This is a genomic window from Pseudomonas sp. FSO-7 (assembly GCF_059579345.1).
The window spans coordinates 4,099,581-4,117,132 of record NZ_CM184193.1; the positions used below are offsets into that span (position 1 = coordinate 4,099,581).

Genomic DNA, 17,552 nt, shown 5'->3' on the forward strand with positions numbered 1-17,552 from the left:
CGGCCCAACGGCCAAGCAGCGCTACTGTCAGTGCTTATGCTCGGCTTTCGGAAAAAGTTTAGGGGGGAGGAAAAATATTTTATGCAGCATTGAAATCGGCTGTTTAGCGCATGACAGGCCGCAGCCATCAAGGCAATAATCGCTCGGGAGAACCGCCTCCCCCGTCTTCCGATCGCCAAAAAAGAATCCATTCATGAGCACTGATAACACGTCTGCTGAACAGAACCGCTTGGCGCGCCTGCTCACCTTTCTGGGGCATGATCCAACCAACCTGACGCTTTTGGCCGACGCGTTGGCACTGGCCATCGATCTTGGCGACGTCATTCATGGCCAACAATTGGTCGACCATATGAAGAGCCAGGCGATCGAAGAACCTAACGTCTGTGCGCTGGCGGCCCATGTGTCCTTGCAGGTCGGCCAATATGCGTCAGCGGGCGCGTTTGGTGATAAGGCAATCGCAGGTGGAATCAAGCATCCAGCCGTTATCTTCAACACCGCCCAGGGCCATTTTTACAGCGGCGATTATGCGGCCGCCCATGCATTGCTTTCACGCCTGAGCGAGGAATCGCAAAGCCCCGCACCGCTACTGATGATGCATGCACGCGCATTGCATCAGTTGGAGGAAACCGAACAGGCCGAGGTCTTGGTTGCGCGAGCGTTGCTGCTGGAGCCGGAAAACATCGACATTCGTGGTCTGCTCGCCCTGCTGCAATACGAGAATGACAACTACTCTCCGGCGTTGATCACTGCCCACGAGACGCTGGCGGAGAACCCCGATCAACTCGACGCGTTGATCGCCTGCGCCTCAGTCCACTTCCACCAAAACAACATCAGCGCATCACGCAACACTTGGCTTCATACAGTCGCCGCGCATCCCGAATGTGGCCGGGCATGGTCCGGGCTGGCTCGACTGGAATTCAACGAACTGGAATTCGACGCGGCTGAAGAACACCTCAAAACGGCGGTCCAGTTCATGCCGGACCACATCGGCACCTGGCACCTTCTGGCCTGGATCTACATCTTGCGCGAGGACAGCATTCAAGCCCGCCAAGCGCTCGACCGCTCTTATGCCCTGGACCGTAACTTTGGCGAGACCCATGGTGGACTGGCGATCGTCGACATCATGGACGGGATGACGGAACGCGCCCAAAAAGGTATTCGTCGCGCACTCAAACTCAAGCCGGACGGCCTGTCGGCTCACTACGCCGAGGCCCTCCTGCTTCGGCAAGCCGGATATCCAGAAAAGGCAGCTCAGCTAATCGATCAGGTTCTTGACCGGACGAGACCCGATAGCAGCGACACCGGCAGGGTCTTGATGGAGAACTGGTTGCAAACACACCAGAACAAAATCCCCGACCGTCATCCAGATCAACACTAAGCCATCGCACACGGAGCCCAATATGCTGGACGCATCGGAATATTTGCACCTGGCGATCAACGCCAGCCAGAACGGCGACCATCACGCCGCCCTGAATTATTTGAACGCAGCACTTGAACTAGAGCCGAAAAACGCAGCGGTTCATTACTTTCGCGCCGCCGAACATGCTGAACTTGGCCTGCTGGGACGTGCCCACGCGGAGATGATCGAGGCACTTGAGCTAGATCCCGAGATGGACATAGCGCGCTTTCAATTGGGCTTGCTCAGTCTTCAGCTATCGAAATTGGACGACGCCCGCAACGCCTTCAACTCACTGCAGAACACATCGCAGGATATGAGTTTGAGGGAGTTTTCCGGTGCCTATCTGGAATTGCTCGACGAACGCATACCGAACGCCATCACCCGGCTGACTCAGGGCCTGACAGACTGTCCCAACCCGGCATTAAAGGCTGATATGGAGCGAGTGCTGGCCAGTCTTGCAGACACCGCCTCCCTCAAAAGTCCTGAGACTGCCGAACCGGCGGTATTTCTGGGTGCCTACCGCAACACCTTCGAGACGTCCTGATGAGCAAGATCGATTCGACTCGCCTTTCCCAGGTCCTGGCTGCGCTGGCCAAACCCAAGGAACGAGTAACATCGAGCGCAACAAGCAACGCCAGCGCCGCCAAGGTCAAAAAGGGCGAAAAAGACCTCGAAGTACTGCGTGTACATCTGCAAAGTCGTCTTCGAGATCTTAAGAAAAATACTGAAGACTTCCACGAGGCGGCTCCAGTCATTACGGTGCAGGAAATCCTGCGCTGGGAGTTTGGCGAAAGCATTCTTGAACATCCCGAATTCGGCAACATCTCAAGAAAAGTCGCTGAAACCATGATGGAAGATCAGGCGCTGGAGAAAGCCATCTACGGGATTGTTGATCGGATGGTTTCGCCTGAATCCTGAAGGGAAGCGAGATTGATCGACCACCGCAGATCCCTTTGTGGGAGCGAGCTTGCTCGCGATAGCAATGGATCAGTTTGCAGTGATGTCGGCTGTACCGCCGTCATCGCGAGCAAGCACGCTCCCACAGGGATTTGTGCACACAGGGAAATTTGTGGTTGTTCGCAGGCGTCCCTGTCAGGGAATCAACATCTGCACCTGCCCCGGCACGACGATCTTGATCACCCCGGCCCAGGTGCACATCAAGGTGCTGCATGTTGCCCAGCAACAGCGTCGGTGCGCCGCCGGGGATCCCCGGGGTCGCGGTGGCCGGGATGCAGGGCATGGGGGGCAGCACGCCCAGGGCAGCCACGGTGGGGTTCGCCAGGCTCATGTACATGCCGAAAGTGGTGATGTGCGGTGCCACAGACTTGCGGGCATCCCATCGCAGTGGCTCCTTTGAAAGCGACAAACCCCAAAACCTTAGCTCGCCCCGCATCCGATGCGCACGCCGCCATGCATCAAGCCCGCTGATTATCCTGCAACACGCTAACCTATAAGACCCTGGCGTGCTTGTGACGCCTCCCACGCGCCATTAGATTAGCCAATGATCGATGGCCTCCAAAATAAGCAGAAGGGATAAGCATGGCGTTTACTGATCAGTCCACCCGCGTGCGCGACGGTGAAGAACTCGATGCCAACCTGATCGACCCGTACCTCAAAGCCCACATTCCCGGGCTGACCGGCCTGCCACGGATCAGCCAGTTTCCCGGGGGCGCGTCGAACCTGACCTACCTGCTGGAATACCCCGAACAGGAATTCGTCCTGCGCCGGCCGCCGTTCGGCCACAAGGCCAAGTCCGCCCACGACATGGGCCGTGAGTTCCGCATCCTCAACCAATTGCGCGAAGGTTTCCCCTACTGCCCCAAAGCCTACGTGCATTGCACCGACGAGTCGGTGATGGGCGCTGAGTTCTACGTGATGGAACGGGTCAAGGGCATCATCCTGCGCTCCGACCTGCCGCCGGAACTGGGTTTCGATGCGGCCCGCACCGAAGTGCTGTGCAAGAGCTTCATCGACCGGCTCGTCGAGCTGCACCGCGTCGATTACAACGCTTGCGGCCTGGCCGACCTGGGCAAGCCCGAAGGCTACGTGGCCCGGCAGATCCGTGGCTGGAGCGACCGCTACGAAAAAGCCCTGACCCCCGATGCGCCGAAATGGGAGGCGGTCAAGGCCTGGCTCAACGACAAGATGCCCGCCGATCACCCGACGTCGAGCATCGTCCACAACGACTACCGCTTCGACAACGTGATCCTCGACCCGGACAACCCGATGCAAATCATCGGCGTGCTGGACTGGGAGCTGACCACCCTCGGCGACCCGTTGATGGACCTGGGCAACAGCCTCGCCTACTGGATCGAGGCGAACGACCCAGCACCGGTGCAACTGATGCGCCGCCAGCCGAGCCACGCCCCCGGCATGCTGACCCGCCGCGAGTTCGTCGATTACTACGCCGAGCGCGCCGGGATCCGCATCGACAATTTCGACTTCTACTACACCTACGGCCTGTTCCGCCTGGCCGGGATCGTCCAGCAGATCTACTACCGCTTCTTCCACGGCCAGACCCAGGACAAACGCTTCGCGCAGTTCGTTCAGATGAACAAACTGCTGGAGCAGATGAGCCTGCAGGTCATCGGTAAATCCACGCTCTGAGCGCCCTATAACAAGGAAACAGCATGTCCAAGACTCAGTTGTTCGACCTCGACGGTAAAATCGCCTTCGTTTCCGGCGCCAGCCGTGGCATCGGCGAGGCCATCGCCAAACTGCTGGCCCAGCAAGGCGCCCACGTGATCGTTTCCAGCCGCAAGCTCGACGGTTGCCAGCACGTGGCCGATGCGATCATCGCCGCCGGCGGCAAGGCCACCGCCATCGCCTGCCACATCGGTGAAATGGAGCAGATCAGCCAGGTATTCTCCGGTATCCGCGAGCAGTTCGGGCGCCTGGACATCCTGGTGAACAACGCCGCCACCAACCCGCAATTCTGCAACGTGCTGGACACCGACCTGGGTGCCTTCCAGAAAACCGTGGACGTGAACATCCGCGGCTATTTCTTCATGTCGGTGGAAGCCGGCAAGTTGATGCGCGAAAACGGCGGCGGCAGCGTCATCAACGTGGCGTCGATCAACGGCATCTCGCCGGGGATCTTCCAGGGCATCTATTCGGTGACCAAGGCTGCGGTGATCAACATGACCAAGGTCTTCGCCAAGGAATGCGCGCAGTTCGGCATCCGCTGCAACGCCCTGTTGCCGGGCCTGACCGACACCAAGTTCGCCTCGGCGCTGGTCAAGAACGACGCCATCCTGAAAACCGCCCTGGCGCAGATCCCCCTCAAGCGCGTGGCCGACCCGAGCGAAATGGCCGGCGCGGTGTTGTACCTGGCCAGCGATGCATCGAGCTATACCACGGGTGTGGCGTTGAATGTGGATGGTGGGTTCCTGTCCTGACGGCGAGCCCTATGAATTTCCTGTGAAATCTCCTGTGGGAGCGAGCTTGCTCGCGATAGCGTTTCATCAGTCATACAGGTACTGGCTGACCCACCGCTATCGCGAGCAAGCTCGCTCCCACAATGGATTCTCTGGAATCGCATAACTGAATATTTATTCCAACATTTGCAATTAGCGAATATTTATTCCATAAAGAGCCCTCCTGAAAACAAAAATTCAAAGGGCTTTTTCTCATGCGCGAACTCGGCATCGGTCTAATTGGCACCGGCTTCATGGGCCGTGCCCATGCCTTGGCGTTTCACAACGCCAAGGCGGTGTTCGACCTCCCCCTGAACCTGACACTGGCGGCCCTGGCCGACGCCGATCCACAGCGTGCCCGGCAATGCGCCCAAAGCTGGGGGTTCGAGACGGCTCACAGCGACTGGCAGCAGCTGATCGATGACCCGAAGGTTCATCTGGTCGCCATCACCACGCCCAACCACCTGCACTTCCCGATGGCCATGGCGGCGCTGGCGGCGGGCAAGCCGGTCTATTGTGAAAAGCCCCTGGCGGTGTCCCTGGAGCAGGCCGAGCAGATGCGCCAGGCGGCCAAGGCCGCCGGGGTGGTGACGCGGGTCGGCTACAACTACCAGCACAACCCGATCATCCAACGGGCGCGGGACCTGATCCAGCGCGGGGAACTGGGGCGGATCATCAGTTTCCAGGGCGAGTTCAGCGAAGACTTCATGGCCGATCCGGCCTCACCGTGGTCATGGCGTTGCGAAGCGGCCCACGCCGGTGGCGCCCTGGCGGACCTGGGCAGCCACTTGCTGGCCATGGCCCGGCACTTGTTGGGCGATGTCGAGGCCGTGTGCGCCGACAGCCAGACCGTGCACAACCAACGCCCCGCCAGCGTCGGCGGCAGTGCCGAACAACGGACCATCGCCGTGGATGACCAGGTTCACGGGCTGCTGCGTTTCGCCAATGGCGCCCGAGGCACGGTGAGCAGCAGTTGGCTCAAGCACGGCTACAAGAACCACCTGAGCTTCGAGATCAGCGGCACCCTCGGCACCCTGGCGTTCGATCAGGAACGGCTCAATGAACTGCGCCTGTGTCGCGCCGGCCAGCCAGGCTTCCAGCGCCTGCTGGCGGGCCCGGATTTGCCCGGCTATGCCGCGTTCAGCCCGGCTGCCGGGCACCAGTTGGGCTACAACGAATTGAAAACGCTGGAGGTGCAGGAACTGATCATGGCCCTCGCCGGCCAGGGTGGCAGCGGGACGGATTTCGACGAGGCCTGGGAAGTGGAGCGACTGGCGGCAGCGATCCGCATCGCGGCGCGGGAGGAGCGGTGGGTGAACATCAGCGAGCAATGACATGCTGACCAAGCCGTTTAGGGGGACGGCTCTTGTGGCGAGGGGGCTTGCTCCCGTCGGATTGCGCAGCAACCCCAAAGAGGTTGGGCGCAATCGATCTGACAACCGGAGTGAAGGGTTTTTGGGGCTACTTCGTAGCCCAGCGGGAGCAAGCTCCCTCGCCACAGGGTGCTTTGTTCAGTGTCGATGTGGGGTGTGCAGTTCAACCAACCGTCCCGCAAGTGCCTTGGCCTGACTCGCCACATCCGTCACCGCCGTGCTTTCCCACCACATCCCCCGCAGTGGCGGGCCCATGGCGAACAGCCGGTCGGCAGGCACGCCCCGAGCATCCAGCACCGCCCCATCGGCACGCGCGGCGATGCCCAGGGCCAGCGGCCCCGGCTGGATCAGCCCTCGGGCCAGCAGTTGTTGCGGCAACGGTCGCGCAACACGACGCCAGTCATATTCGATGCCGCTGGAGTTGATCAGCGCGGCGCCCTGCACCACCTCCAGTCCAGCCTCGCCCCGTCGACGAACGTTAATGGCCACCAAGCCTTCGGCAGACGTTGCCAGCCCCATGAACGACGCCGCGTGAATCCGCAGCCGCCCTTCCCCGTGCAGACGCGCCACCAGCTCCGCACTCAACGGTGGCGAGCGATGATGATGGCTCTCCCACCAGGGCCGCACGTGCCGCACGAACTGCCGGCGCTGCACATCGCTGGCCTGGTTCCACAAACGCCCGATGTGCGCGCGCACGGTGTCCAGCGGCGCTTGCCAATCGATGCCCTGGGCTTGGGCCTGGCGGCATTGCTCGCGCAGGGCTCGCATCAGTTGGCGTGGCGAACGCAGGCTGTGATCCTCGGCGAGGAAATCCACCCAGGCCGGCGGTTGGCGGCGTACATGGGGCAGCAGGCCGTGGCGGGAAAACACGTCGATCGGCCCGCGATGCCCGGCCTGTTCCAGCGACACGACGGCATCGACCATGGTCAGCCCCGAGCCGATGATCAGCACCGTGGACTGCGGGTCGAGCTGACGCATTGCAGCCACATCCCAGGGATCCAGGGCCGCGGCATTCAAGCCGCTGGATTTGGTTTGCGGGGTGCGCGCCGCCGGGAACATGCCGGTGGCCAGTACCGCGAAACGACCACGCAAGACCTGACCGTCGTCCAACGTCAGCATCACGGCGTCGTCGGCAAGCCGCAGGTCCACGGCTTCCCCGCGCACATGCTCGGCGGTCGAACCGTTTTGTGCGCCCAACTCACGAGCCTCGGCCAGGCGTTGCTGCACATAGAGCCCGAATATCCCCCGGGGTGGGAACAACTCGCTGATCGGCACGTGCTGTTGATCCGACTCGGGCCAGCCGCCGGCTTCGATGAACGCGGTGAGCCATTGGGTCAGGTCATCGGCGTTGTCCGGGTCGACGCTCATGCGCGCCGCGTTGCCGTTCAAGGTGTGGCCCAGTTCCACGGCACTGTAGGCTTCGCCCCGGCCCAATTCACTGCGCGGCTCGATGATCAGTACCTCGCGCCGGCCCGGCAGGCGCAGCAACTGCGCGGCCAGCATGGCACCGCTCAGGCCGCCGCCGATGATCAGGATATCGGCTTCGCGGATGAGCCCGCTGCCCTGTCGCTCCAGCGCTGTATCCATACCGCTCTCCCCAGGCATCAAATCACCACGTTGCGTACGAATCTCGCCGCCACCGGGCCATCGTTGCGATAGGCATGGGGCTGGTTGCTGGCGAACATGAAGAACTCACCGACGCCTATGCAGCGCTCTTCGCTGCCCAGCAGCAACGTCAGGCAGCCTTCGAATACATAAAGTTGTTCGCTCCATCCATCTGCGTCGCACTCGGAATGGTAATGCTCGCCCGGCTCCAGCCGCCATTCCCAAAGTTCTACCTCACGGCTGGCCGTGGCCTTGGCGAGCAACACAGCTTTGCTGCCCGGGATCACACCGGTCCAGACCAGTTCGTTGATGCGGCTCGGGTCGCGGGCGTCGGGGGCCTGGATCAAGTCGCTGAAGGCGACATCGAGGGCTTCGGCGACCCGGTCAAGCGTCGTCAGGCTGACGTTCTTTTCGCCGGCCTCGATGGCCACCAGCATCCGCCGGCTGACTCCCGACAGCTCGGCCAGCGCCGTCTGGCTGAGCTCGGCGGCATGCCGCAGACGACGGACGTTCTGGCTGACGTGTTGCAGGACGGAGGCCCGCTGGCCGGATTCTTTGTGCACTATATTGCTCACATGGCTGGGTTGCGCATTATACTGCCCAACTTCGGACGCATTGTGCGTCCGCCTCAAGTGGCGCGCAAGGTCATGGTATCGGTGAACTCCCCCAAAGCTTCCTCCCGTTTCCCAAGGTTCAGCAAGGCCGAATGCGTGCTGGTGCTGATCACCATGATCTGGGGCGGGACGTTCCTGTTGGTGCAGCATGCCATGACGGTCAGCGGACCGATGTTTTTCGTTGGCCTGCGCTTCGCCGCCGCCGCCGCGTTTGTCGCGCTGTTTTCCTGGCGGCAGCTGCGGGACCTGACGCTGTTCGAACTCAAGGCCGGGTGCTTCATCGGCGTGGCGATCATGCTCGGTTACGGCCTGCAGACCGTCGGCCTGCAAACCATCCCCAGCAGCCAATCGGCGTTCATCACCGCGCTCTACGTGCCGTTCGTGCCCTTGTTGCAATGGCTGGTGCTGGGCCGTCGACCGGGCTTGATGCCCAGCCTCGGCATCATGCTGGCGTTCACCGGGCTGATGCTGGTATCGGGCCCGGCCGGGGCCTCGCTGAACTTCAGCCCCGGTGAAATCGCCACGTTGATCAGTGCCATCGCGATTGCCGCCGAGATCATCCTGATCAGTGCCTATGCCGGCCAGGTCGATGTGCGCCGGGTGACCGTGGTGCAACTGGCGAGCACGGCGGTGCTGGCGTTCCTGATGGTGGTACCGACCCAGGAAGCGATCCCGGATTTTTCCATGTTGCTGCTGTTCAGCGCCGTGGGCCTGGGGGCCGCCAGCGCAGCGATCCAGGTGGCGATGAACTGGGCCCAGAAAAGCGTCTCGCCCACTCGCGCCACGCTGATCTATGCCGGCGAACCGGTGTGGGCCGGCATTGCCGGGCGCCTGGCCGGTGAGCGGCTGCCAGCGATCGCGTTGTTCGGCGCGGCGCTGATCGTGGCGGCGGTGATTGTGAGTGAGTTGAAGACCCGCAGCAAAAGTGTTGTTGAGGTGGATGAGGTGGATGAGGTGCTTGAGCGCGAGCAGTGAGGCCGGTCACCTGCAATGGTGATTGACCCTGTGGCGAGGGAGCTTGCTCCCGCTGGAGCGCGCAGCGGTCCTAAATCAGTTGACTCGATCTACCTGGCACACCGAGTCGGCTGGTTTGGGGGGCTGCTGCGCAGCCCAGCGGGAGCAAGCTCCCTCGCCACGGGTGATGCGCATGGCGCGCTATTGCGTTACCTCCAACCATCGGCCCAGCGGCCCCAGTACCGTGGCGGATTCTGATGCTGCCTCCCCCTCACCCACACAACGCAAAGACAGAAAACTCAACCAGCTTTGTAGGATTCTGCGACACCCTCACGGTTGGTGATCGGGAATACGCCACGTATGATCCCTCACAACCTTCCGCCGAATAGAAGCCTATGTCACTGATAGTTCTATTGCTTTTGCCCTTCATCGGCAGCTGTGTCGCGGCGCTGCTGCCGCATAACGCCCGTAACGCCGAATCGCTGCTGGCCGGCCTCGTAGCCCTGGCCGGCACGGTTCAGGTGGCCTTGCTGTACCCGCAGATCGCCGACGGCGGCGTGATCCGCGAGCACTATGAGTGGTTGCCCAGCCTGGGCCTGGACTTCGTGCTGCGCCTGGACGGTTTCGCCTGGCTGTTTTCGTTGCTGGTGCTAGGCATCGGCACGCTGGTGTCGCTGTACGCCCGCTACTACATGTCGCCGGACGACCCGGTGCCGCGTTTCTTCGCCTTTTTCCTGGCGTTCATGGGCGCCATGCTCGGGCTGGTGATTTCCGGCAACCTGATCCAGATAGTGTTCTTCTGGGAGCTGACCAGCCTGTTCTCGTTCCTGCTGATCGGCTACTGGCACCACCGCGCCGACGCTCGACGCGGTGCCTACATGGCCTTGATGGTGACCGGGGCCGGCGGGCTTTGCCTGTTGGCCGGGGTGATGCTGCTCGGCCATGTGGTGGGCAGCTATGAACTGGACAAGGTCCTGGCCGCCGGCGACCTGATCCGTGCCCATGCCCTCTACCCCATTCTGTTGCCACTGATCCTGATCGGCGCCCTGAGCAAAAGCGCCCAGTTTCCCTTCCACTTCTGGCTGCCCCACGCCATGGCCGCCCCCACGCCGGTGTCGGCGTACCTGCACTCGGCGACCATGGTCAAGGCCGGGGTGTTCCTGCTGGCGCGGTTATGGCCGTCGCTGTCGGGCAGTGAAGAATGGTTCTACATCGTCAGCGGCGCGGGGGCCTGTACGTTGTTGCTGGGCGCCTACTGCGCGATGTTCCAGAACGACCTCAAGGGCCTGCTGGCCTACTCCACCATCAGCCACCTCGGGCTGATCACCCTGCTGCTGGGCCTGAACAGTCCGCTGGCGGCCGTGGCGGCGGTGTTTCATATCCTCAACCACGCCACGTTCAAGGCCTCGCTGTTCATGGCCGCCGGGATCATCGACCACGAAAGCGGCACCCGCGACATTCGCAAGCTCAGCGGCCTGGTGCGGCTGATACCGTTCACCGCGACCCTGGCCATGGTGGCGAGCGCGGCCATGGCCGGGGTGCCGCTGCTCAATGGCTTCCTGTCCAAGGAAATGTTCTTCGCCGAGACGGTGTTCATCTCCGCCACGGCCTGGGTCGAGCTGGCGTTGCCGATCATTGCCACCATTGCCGGGACCTTCAGCGTCGCCTATTCCCTGCGTTTTACCGTGGACGTGTTCTTCGGCCCCACCGCCACCGACCTGCCCCATACCCCTCACGAACCACCGCGCTGGATGCGTGCGCCGGTGGAGTTGCTGGTGTTCACCTGTCTGTTGGTGGGGATTTTTCCGGCCCAGGTGGTCGGCTCATTGCTCGCGGCCGCCGCGTTGCCGGTGGTGGGCGGCACGCTGCCCGACTACAGCCTGGCGATCTGGCACGGCCTGAATGCGCCGATGATCATGAGCCTGGTGGCGATGTCCGGCGGTATCGTGCTGTACCTGCTGTTGCGCAATCAATTCAGGCAAGGGCACATCAAGCACCCACCGTTCATTGGCCGGCTCAGCGGCAAGCGGCTGTTCGAGCGCTGCCTGGTGCTGATGATGCGCCAGGGCCGGCGCCTGGAACGGCGGATCAGCACCCGCCGCCTTCAAGCGCAGTTGTTCTGGCTGGTCCTCGCTGCCGTGCTCGCCGGGCTGATCCCGATGCTGCACAGCACGCTGGTCTGGGGCGACCGGCCGAAGATCCCCGGCTCCATCGTGTTCGTCACCCTGTGGCTGCTGGCGATCGCCTGTGCCCTGGGCGCCGCCTGGCAGGCCAAGTATCACCGGCTCGCGGCCCTGACCATGGTCAGCGTCTGCGGCTTGATGACCTGCGTGACTTTCGTCTGGTTCTCCGCGCCCGACCTGGCCTTGACGCAACTGGTGGTGGAAGTGGTGACCACGGTGCTGATCCTGCTGGGCCTGCGCTGGCTGCCACGGCGGATCGAGGATGTATCGCCGCTGCCCAATAGCGAGCGCCGCGCGCGCATCCGCCGCCTGCGGGACTTGCTGCTGTCCATCGCGGTGGGCGGCGGCATGGCGCTGTTGTCCTATGCGATGCTGACGCGACAGACGCCCAACGACATTTCGTCGTTCTACTTGAGCCGCGCCCTGCCCGAAGGCGGCGGCAGCAACGTGGTGAACGTGATGCTGGTGGACTTCCGTGGCTTCGACACCCTGGGGGAAATCACCGTGCTGGTGGCGGTGGCCCTGGCGGTGTTCGCCCTGCTGCGACGGTTTCGCCCGCCGAAGGAAAGCATGCAGCTACCGGCGCAACAGCGCCTGCTGGCGCCGGACGTGGTCACCGACCTGGTCAACCCACGCCATGCCAGCGACACCGCCCTGGGTTTCATGATGGTGCCGTCGGTGCTGGTGCGCTTGCTGCTGCCGATTGCCCTGGTGGTGTCGTTCTACCTGTTCATGCGCGGCCACAACCAACCCGGTGGCGGCTTCGTGGCCGGGTTGGTGATGTCCGTGGCGTTCATCCTGCAATACATGGTCGCCGGCACCCAGTGGGTCGAGGCGCAAATGAGCCTGCGACCGCTGCGCTGGATGGGCACCGGGCTGTTGTTCGCCACCGCCACCGGCCTGGGGGCGATGGCCGTGGGTTACCCGTTCCTGACCACCCACACCTGGCATTTCGAATTACCGCTGCTGGGGGATATTCATCTGGCCAGCGCGCTGTTCTTCGATATCGGCGTGTACGCCGTGGTCGTCGGTTCCACCCTGTTGATCCTCACCGCCCTGGCTCACCAGTCGGTGCGGGCCCATAAGCCGGGCCTGCAAGCCAAACCCGTCGCCCCCGTCAAAGGAGCCACCGCCTGATGGAAGAAGTCATCGCAATCGCAATCGGCGTACTGGCCGCCTCCGGTGTCTGGCTGGTGCTGCGGCCACGGACCTTCCAGGTGGTCATGGGCCTGTGCCTGTTGTCCTACGGCGTCAACCTGTTCATCTTCAGCATGGGCAGCCTGTTCATCGGCAAGGAGCCGATCATCAAGGACGGCGTGCCCCAGGACCTGCTGCACTACACCGACCCGCTGCCCCAGGCACTGGTGCTGACCGCCATCGTGATCAGCTTCGCCATGACCGCGCTATTCCTGGTGGTGCTGCTGGCGTCCCGGGGCCTGACCGGTACCGATCATGTAGACGGTCGGGAGCCCAAGGAATGATCTTGACGCCCCATCTGATCGCCGCGCCCATCCTGCTGCCGCTGCTGACCGCCGCGTTGATGCTGATGCTGGGCGAGAAACACCGCCCGCTCAAGGCCCGGATCAATCTGTTTTCCAGCCTGCTGGGCCTGGGCATCGCCGTGCTGTTGCTGTACTGGACCCAGGACCAGGCCCTGCCCGCCTCCATTGGCGTGTACCTGCCCGGCAATTGGCAGGCGCCGTTCGGCATCGTCCTGGTGGTCGATCGCCTGTCGGCGCTGATGCTGGTCCTGACCGGCATCATCGGCGTTAGCGCCCTGCTGTTCGCCACCGCTCGTTGGGACCGCGCCGGTGCCAGTTTCCATGCGCTGTTCCAGATCCAGCTGATGGGCCTCTACGGCGCCTTCCTGACGGCGGACCTGTTCAACCTGTTCGTGTTCTTCGAGGTACTGCTGGCAGCTTCCTACGGTTTGATGCTGCACGGGTCAGGTCGGGCGCGGGTATCGTCGGGGCTGCATTACATTTCCATCAACCTGCTGGCCTCGTCGTTGTTCCTGATCGGCGCGGCGCTGATCTATGGCGTCACCGGCACGTTGAACATGGCCGACCTGGCCCTGAAAATCCCGCTGGTGCCGGAGGCCGACCGCGGCTTGCTGCACGCCGGGGCAGGCATTCTCGCGGTGGCGTTCCTGGCCAAGGCCGGCATGTGGCCGCTGAACTTCTGGCTGGTGCCGGCCTACAGCGCCGCCAGCGCACCGGTGGCGGCACTGTTTACGATCATGACCAAGGTCGGCGTCTACACGATCCTGCGCCTGTGGACGTTGCTGTTCTCCGGCCAGGCCGGCGCCTCGGCGTATTTCGGCGCCGACTGGCTGGTCTACGGCGGCATGGCGACCATCGTCTGCGCCGCCATCGCCATTCTCGCGGCCCAACGCCTGGAGCGCATGGCGAGCCTGAGCATCCTGGTCTCGGCCGGGATCCTGTTATCGGCCATCGGCTTCGCTCAACCGAACCTGGTGGGTGCGGCGCTGTTTTACCTGGTGAGTTCGACCCTGGCGCTCTGCGCGCTGTTCTTGCTGGCCGAGCTGATCGAACGTTCGCGCTCGGCCAACGAGCTGTCCCTGGACGACGACTTCGACACCTTGCCGCGACCGCTGGAATCCTTGCAGCCGCCCAAGGGCATCAACCTCGATGACGAGCAGAAAGCCGTGGTCGGGCAAGTGATTCCCTGGACCATGGCTTTCCTTGGCTTGAGCTTTATCTTTTGTGCGCTGTTGATCATCGGCATGCCGCCGCTCTCGGGGTTCATCGGCAAGCTGAGCCTGTTGAGCGCCTTGCTCAATCCCCAGGGGCTCGAGGCCAGTGCCGGGGCGCCGGTGTCAAACCAGGCGTGGGGCCTGTTGGCGTTGCTGATCCTGTCGGGGCTGGCCTCGTTGATCGCCTTCTCGCGCCTGGGCATCCAGCGCTTCTGGACGCCGCAAGAGCGACCGTCACCGTTGCTGCGGCCGTTCGAATGCCTGCCGATCATCGTGCTGCTGGGCCTGGGCATCGCCCTGGCCTTCAAGGCCGAGCCGTTGCTGCGCTATACCCAATCCGCCGCCGATGCGCTGAACAACCCGGAACATTACGTGATGTCGGTACTCGCCACCCGCGCCGTACCCAACCCCGAAGCCCGCGCCGCGTTGCGGGAGGTGCAGCCATGAAGCACCTGTTTCCCGCCCCGTGGTTGTCCCTGGCGCTGTGCGTGCTGTGGCTGGTATTGAACGTGTCCCTCAGCGCCGGCCATCTGCTGCTGGGCGCCGCACTGGGCTTCCTCGCCCCGTTGATGATGCGCCCGTTGCGACCACGCCCCATCCGTATCCGCCGACCGTGGGTGGTGTTGCGCTTGTTCCTGCTGGTGGGCCGCGACGTGCTGGTGTCCAACCTGGCGGTGGCCTGGGGTGTGCTGAACGCTGGGCGTCGCCCGCCTCGCTCACGGTTCATCAAGGTGCCGTTGGACCTGCGCGATGCCAACGGCCTGGCCGCGCTGTCGATGATCACCACGGTGATTCCGGGGACCGTCTGGTCGGAACTGGCCCTGGATCGCAGCATCCTGTTGATGCACGTGTTCGACCTGGCAGACGAGGCGTCATTCATCGCGCATTTCAAGGCCACCTACGAGCGCCCGTTGATGGAGATTTTCGAATGAGCCCGTTGCTGTCCAATGCGATCCTGTTGAGCCTGTTCCTGTTCTCCCTGGCGATGGTGTTGACCCTGTGGCGGCTGTTCAAGGGCCCGTCGGCCCAGGATCGGGTACTGGCTCTGGACTACCTGTACATCGTGGCGATGCTGATGATGTTGGTGCTGGGCATCCGTTATGCCAGTGACACCTATTTCGAGGCGGCGCTGCTGATCGCCCTGTTCGGCTTTGTCGGCTCGTTCGCCCTGGCCAAGTTCCTGCTGCGTGGCGAGGTGATCGAATGACCGGCGAACTGTCGATGTGGGTGGAAATCCCGGTGGCGATCCTGCTGGTGCTCGGCGGCCTCTTCGCCCTGGCCGGAGCGATCGGCCTGGTGCGTTTGAAGGACTATTTCCAGCGCATGCACCCACCGGCCCTGGCCTCTACACTGGGTGCCTGGAGCGTGGCACTGGCCTCGATCATTTATTTCTCGGCGCTCAAGTCCGGGCCGGTGTTGCATGCCTGGCTGATCCCGATCCTGCTGTCGATCACCGTACCGGTAACCACCCTGCTGCTGGCCCGAGCGGCATTGTTCCGCAAGCGCATGGCCGGGGATGATGTGCCCGCGGAAGTGAGCAGCCGCCGAACCGACTGACAGGTATCTCGAGCCGGTACAGCTTTTGTGGCGAGGGAGCTTGCTCCCGCTGGGGTGCGCAGCAGCCCCGAGACCTGCCACCTCGGTGTGTCAGGCTGACATGTGTTCAGCAATTCTGAGCTGCCGGGTTTGGTCGATAGCTGACCGCCAGAACCTCCGTTACTTATATGAGTTGAGTCAGCGACAACACTCGAAACGGTAACAATGGAACGCTTAATATTGGGCGGCAAATATTTGTGCCAAATACATCCGCTCAGGTCATACCCATCAGGCAAACTGGAGCACTCGGCCAATAACAGGTCCGCCTATGAGAACTTCTTTTTTAACGAGGATGATTGTTTGGCTGACATATGGGCTGGCCCTGAGCGGTTGCAGCCAACTCGAGCCACATTCACGAGCAAGCTGGGAGACAGATTCACGAGTGTCGACCGAAGAAGTTATGTCATGCGCGCAAAAAACCATTCAAGCTTTATCAGTTATGAATCCCAAATGGGAAACGACTGTGACTCGACTGGACATTCATGACGGGACACTGGAAACAGGCGACTATCCAAACACTAATGCAACTGGATTAAGAACCCGTGTCACTTTCCAGCCCGAAGCACATCAACTCATAGTGGACATTAAAGGTAGCGGCCCCTACTACATGGATCTTGGGGCCAAAGAGGGCGCATTCCACTTCAGGCGCAGCATGGAAAATTGCCTAGCAAGATAGTCTCTCAGAGGAAGAGCAATGAAGAAAAAATCATTCTTTTTGGTTGCTTTTTTGATGCTTTCAGGGTTTTCCACTGGCGTTTTTTCTCGCGAAATCGAGTGGAAGGAGAATGCGTCGGTTGTGAGGACTATAGAAGATCCAAAAGTAATGATCGAGCGCACAGAAGCATTCAATAAAAGCTTGAAGCGCAAAGGCTACTCAGGCGCCATAAAAGACTGCTCTGACATCTATGACTTCCCTGTTGGGGTTGCAAGAGGAAACCATAGTTTTGGCAGCATTTGCACTTACCAGCATGATCAATCCATAAAAAAGGTTTTTGTTTGCAACGATCTGATGGTGGGACATTTTGCGATGCTGAATGAATTTACGGATACGGACCGGTGGAAAGCCAAAGCCGTTTATGAGAACTGTTATGGCGGATAGGCTGACTTGTGTTCGGCCTTTTTGAGGCTGCTGCGCAGCCCAGCGGGAGCAAGCTCCCTGGCCACAAAGATTGCGGTTGGCTGGGTTTGTCTGCAATTACATGCAGCCCTGGGTGAGTTGGAAACTCAAGCCCACGCCACCGTCAGCAACCCAGCCCCAAGCACCACGCACAACGGTGAATAGACCCAGGTGTCGAGCCTGGCGAAGGTCGAGCCTTTGACCTCCTTGAAGAAACCCACCAGCTCCGACTCGCCAATGGCCCGGGCGAACATCAGCAAGGCAATCGCACTGATCAGCCATTGCAAGGCCCGGTGGGTGACCGGCTGCGCCAGCAGGCCGACCCGCAGGCACACCAGCAGTGCAATCATCAGCAGCGCCAGGGCCACCAGCAAAGTCAGCCAGCCCGAGGGGTCGAACGCCGGTCGCAGCGCCTCCCCCTGCTTCACCGGCACCTGGGGCACCACCGCCAGGGCCGCCCATCGCCCGCCGAGGGCCCAATACAAATGAATCAAGCTGATGGTCGCAAACACTGCGACCAGCGACCGAGCCAAGAAAAGCGTCATTCGCCAGCCTCCTGAAAAAGGTTGAACAATCATC

At 62.0% G+C, this 17,552-nt stretch carries 17 protein-coding genes and 1 pseudogene; 14 read left to right on the forward strand and 4 right to left on the reverse strand.

What is annotated here, in order from left to right:
• Nucleotides 1-193 precede the first annotated feature (193 nt).
• Genes AC515T_RS17665 through AC515T_RS17675 form a run of 3 tightly spaced genes read left to right on the forward strand, consistent with a single transcriptional unit; the run spans nucleotide 194 to nucleotide 2,317 of the window.
• The gene (locus AC515T_RS17665) at nucleotides 194-1,378 is read left to right on the forward strand and encodes a tetratricopeptide repeat protein (RefSeq protein ID WP_496529393.1); all 1,185 of its coding nucleotides are present in this window, start codon (nucleotides 194-196) and stop codon (nucleotides 1,376-1,378) included.
• Between the two features lie 22 nt (nucleotides 1,379-1,400).
• Nucleotides 1,401-1,943, forward strand: a complete 543-nt coding sequence (locus AC515T_RS17670; protein WP_496529394.1) for a tetratricopeptide repeat protein — start codon at nucleotides 1,401-1,403, stop codon at nucleotides 1,941-1,943.
• Nucleotides 1,943-2,317, forward strand: coding sequence for a hypothetical protein (locus AC515T_RS17675; protein ID WP_496529395.1), 375 nt, complete (start codon nucleotides 1,943-1,945; stop codon nucleotides 2,315-2,317). Before AC515T_RS17670 ends, AC515T_RS17675 begins: the two co-directional genes overlap by 1 nt.
• Nucleotides 2,318-2,491: 174 nt before the next feature.
• On the opposite strand, the pseudogene AC515T_RS17680 reads toward AC515T_RS17675, so the two are convergent.
• A pseudogene (locus AC515T_RS17680) lies at nucleotides 2,492-2,711 on the reverse strand (PAAR-like protein); the annotation flags it as partial.
• A gap of 227 nt (nucleotides 2,712-2,938) precedes the next feature.
• Between AC515T_RS17680 and AC515T_RS17685 the strand changes: the two are divergent.
• The 3 genes from AC515T_RS17685 to AC515T_RS17695 all read left to right on the forward strand — a co-directional run bounded on the left by AC515T_RS17685 (nucleotide 2,939) and on the right by AC515T_RS17695 (nucleotide 6,149).
• Nucleotides 2,939-4,006 (forward strand): phosphotransferase family protein, encoded by a 1,068-nt coding sequence (locus AC515T_RS17685; protein ID WP_496529396.1) that lies wholly within the window; start codon nucleotides 2,939-2,941, stop codon nucleotides 4,004-4,006.
• Nucleotides 4,007-4,029: 23 nt separating this feature from the next.
• Nucleotides 4,030-4,797 carry an SDR family oxidoreductase gene (locus AC515T_RS17690; protein ID WP_496529397.1) on the forward strand — a complete coding sequence of 256 codons (768 nt, stop codon included), beginning with the start codon at nucleotides 4,030-4,032 and terminating at the stop codon, nucleotides 4,795-4,797.
• 233 nt (nucleotides 4,798-5,030) lie between these two features.
• Nucleotides 5,031-6,149 carry a Gfo/Idh/MocA family protein gene (locus AC515T_RS17695; RefSeq protein WP_496529398.1) on the forward strand — a complete coding sequence of 373 codons (1,119 nt, stop codon included), beginning with the start codon at nucleotides 5,031-5,033 and terminating at the stop codon, nucleotides 6,147-6,149.
• A gap of 177 nt (nucleotides 6,150-6,326) precedes the next feature.
• Here the strand turns inward: AC515T_RS17695 and AC515T_RS17700 are convergent, their stop codons facing one another.
• On the reverse strand, nucleotides 6,327-7,775 hold the full coding sequence (locus tag AC515T_RS17700; protein WP_496529399.1) for an FAD/NAD(P)-binding protein: 1,449 nt from the start codon (nucleotides 7,773-7,775) through the stop codon (nucleotides 6,327-6,329).
• Nucleotides 7,776-7,792: 17 nt separating this feature from the next.
• A complete protein-coding gene (locus AC515T_RS17705; protein WP_496529400.1) occupies nucleotides 7,793-8,356 on the reverse strand; it encodes a helix-turn-helix domain-containing protein in 564 nt (187 codons plus the stop codon).
• Between the two features lie 12 nt (nucleotides 8,357-8,368).
• Between AC515T_RS17705 and AC515T_RS17710 the strand changes: the two genes are divergently transcribed.
• The 8 genes from AC515T_RS17710 (at nucleotide 8,369) to AC515T_RS17745 (ending at nucleotide 16,955) form a co-directional block, all read left to right on the forward strand.
• Nucleotides 8,369-9,382 (forward strand): DMT family transporter, encoded by a 1,014-nt coding sequence (locus AC515T_RS17710; RefSeq protein ID WP_496533157.1) that lies wholly within the window; start codon nucleotides 8,369-8,371, stop codon nucleotides 9,380-9,382.
• A 374-nt stretch (nucleotides 9,383-9,756) separates the two neighbouring features.
• A complete protein-coding gene (locus tag AC515T_RS17715) occupies nucleotides 9,757-12,681 on the forward strand; it encodes a monovalent cation/H+ antiporter subunit A (protein ID WP_496529401.1) in 2,925 nt (974 codons plus the stop codon).
• Nucleotides 12,681-13,025 carry a Na+/H+ antiporter subunit C gene (locus AC515T_RS17720; RefSeq protein WP_003202835.1) on the forward strand — a complete coding sequence of 115 codons (345 nt, stop codon included), beginning with the start codon at nucleotides 12,681-12,683 and terminating at the stop codon, nucleotides 13,023-13,025. Before AC515T_RS17715 ends, AC515T_RS17720 begins: the two co-directional genes overlap by 1 nt.
• Complete coding sequence (locus tag AC515T_RS17725; RefSeq protein ID WP_496529402.1) at nucleotides 13,022-14,707, forward strand: monovalent cation/H+ antiporter subunit D; 1,686 nt, start codon at nucleotides 13,022-13,024, stop codon at nucleotides 14,705-14,707. The genes AC515T_RS17720 and AC515T_RS17725 overlap by 4 nt, the downstream gene beginning before the upstream one ends.
• The gene (locus AC515T_RS17730; RefSeq protein ID WP_496529403.1) at nucleotides 14,704-15,192 is read left to right on the forward strand and encodes a Na+/H+ antiporter subunit E; all 489 of its coding nucleotides are present in this window, start codon (nucleotides 14,704-14,706) and stop codon (nucleotides 15,190-15,192) included. The genes AC515T_RS17725 and AC515T_RS17730 overlap by 4 nt, the downstream gene beginning before the upstream one ends.
• A complete protein-coding gene (locus AC515T_RS17735; RefSeq protein ID WP_003202841.1) occupies nucleotides 15,189-15,467 on the forward strand; it encodes a K+/H+ antiporter subunit F in 279 nt (92 codons plus the stop codon). The genes AC515T_RS17730 and AC515T_RS17735 overlap by 4 nt, the downstream gene beginning before the upstream one ends.
• A complete protein-coding gene (locus AC515T_RS17740; protein ID WP_496529404.1) occupies nucleotides 15,464-15,817 on the forward strand; it encodes a Na+/H+ antiporter subunit G in 354 nt (117 codons plus the stop codon). Before AC515T_RS17735 ends, AC515T_RS17740 begins: the two co-directional genes overlap by 4 nt.
• Nucleotides 15,818-16,550: 733 nt before the next feature.
• The gene (locus AC515T_RS17745; RefSeq protein WP_496529405.1) at nucleotides 16,551-16,955 is read left to right on the forward strand and encodes a hypothetical protein; all 405 of its coding nucleotides are present in this window, start codon (nucleotides 16,551-16,553) and stop codon (nucleotides 16,953-16,955) included.
• 125 nt (nucleotides 16,956-17,080) lie between these two features.
• Here the strand turns inward: AC515T_RS17745 and AC515T_RS17750 are convergent, their stop codons facing one another.
• Nucleotides 17,081-17,518 carry a DUF3995 domain-containing protein gene (locus tag AC515T_RS17750; protein WP_122565845.1) on the reverse strand — a complete coding sequence of 146 codons (438 nt, stop codon included), beginning with the start codon at nucleotides 17,516-17,518 and terminating at the stop codon, nucleotides 17,081-17,083.
• Nucleotides 17,519-17,552 lie beyond the last annotated feature (34 nt).

Excerpts from the sequence above, each read along its gene's own strand:
- AC515T_RS17665 (WP_496529393.1), top strand. The coding sequence starts at position 194 with ATGAGCACTGATAACACGTCTGCTGAACAGAACCGCTTGGCGCGCCTG.
- AC515T_RS17670 (WP_496529394.1), top strand. The coding sequence starts at position 1,401 with ATGCTGGACGCATCGGAATATTTGCACCTGGCGATCAACGCCAGCCAG.
- AC515T_RS17675 (WP_496529395.1), top strand. The coding sequence starts at position 1,943 with ATGAGCAAGATCGATTCGACTCGCCTTTCCCAGGTCCTGGCTGCGCTG.
- AC515T_RS17685 (WP_496529396.1), top strand. The coding sequence starts at position 2,939 with ATGGCGTTTACTGATCAGTCCACCCGCGTGCGCGACGGTGAAGAACTC.
- AC515T_RS17690 (WP_496529397.1), top strand. The coding sequence starts at position 4,030 with ATGTCCAAGACTCAGTTGTTCGACCTCGACGGTAAAATCGCCTTCGTT.
- AC515T_RS17695 (WP_496529398.1), top strand. The coding sequence starts at position 5,031 with ATGCGCGAACTCGGCATCGGTCTAATTGGCACCGGCTTCATGGGCCGT.
- AC515T_RS17700 (WP_496529399.1), bottom strand. The coding sequence starts at position 7,775 with ATGGATACAGCGCTGGAGCGACAGGGCAGCGGGCTCATCCGCGAAGCC.
- AC515T_RS17710 (WP_496533157.1), top strand. The coding sequence starts at position 8,369 with ATGGCTGGGTTGCGCATTATACTGCCCAACTTCGGACGCATTGTGCGT.
- AC515T_RS17715 (WP_496529401.1), top strand. The coding sequence starts at position 9,757 with ATGTCACTGATAGTTCTATTGCTTTTGCCCTTCATCGGCAGCTGTGTC.
- AC515T_RS17720 (WP_003202835.1), top strand. The coding sequence starts at position 12,681 with ATGGAAGAAGTCATCGCAATCGCAATCGGCGTACTGGCCGCCTCCGGT.
- AC515T_RS17725 (WP_496529402.1), top strand. The coding sequence starts at position 13,022 with ATGATCTTGACGCCCCATCTGATCGCCGCGCCCATCCTGCTGCCGCTG.
- AC515T_RS17730 (WP_496529403.1), top strand. The coding sequence starts at position 14,704 with ATGAAGCACCTGTTTCCCGCCCCGTGGTTGTCCCTGGCGCTGTGCGTG.
- AC515T_RS17735 (WP_003202841.1), top strand. The coding sequence starts at position 15,189 with ATGAGCCCGTTGCTGTCCAATGCGATCCTGTTGAGCCTGTTCCTGTTC.
- AC515T_RS17740 (WP_496529404.1), top strand. The coding sequence starts at position 15,464 with ATGACCGGCGAACTGTCGATGTGGGTGGAAATCCCGGTGGCGATCCTG.
- AC515T_RS17745 (WP_496529405.1), top strand. The coding sequence starts at position 16,551 with ATGAAGAAAAAATCATTCTTTTTGGTTGCTTTTTTGATGCTTTCAGGG.
- AC515T_RS17750 (WP_122565845.1), bottom strand. The coding sequence starts at position 17,518 with ATGACGCTTTTCTTGGCTCGGTCGCTGGTCGCAGTGTTTGCGACCATC.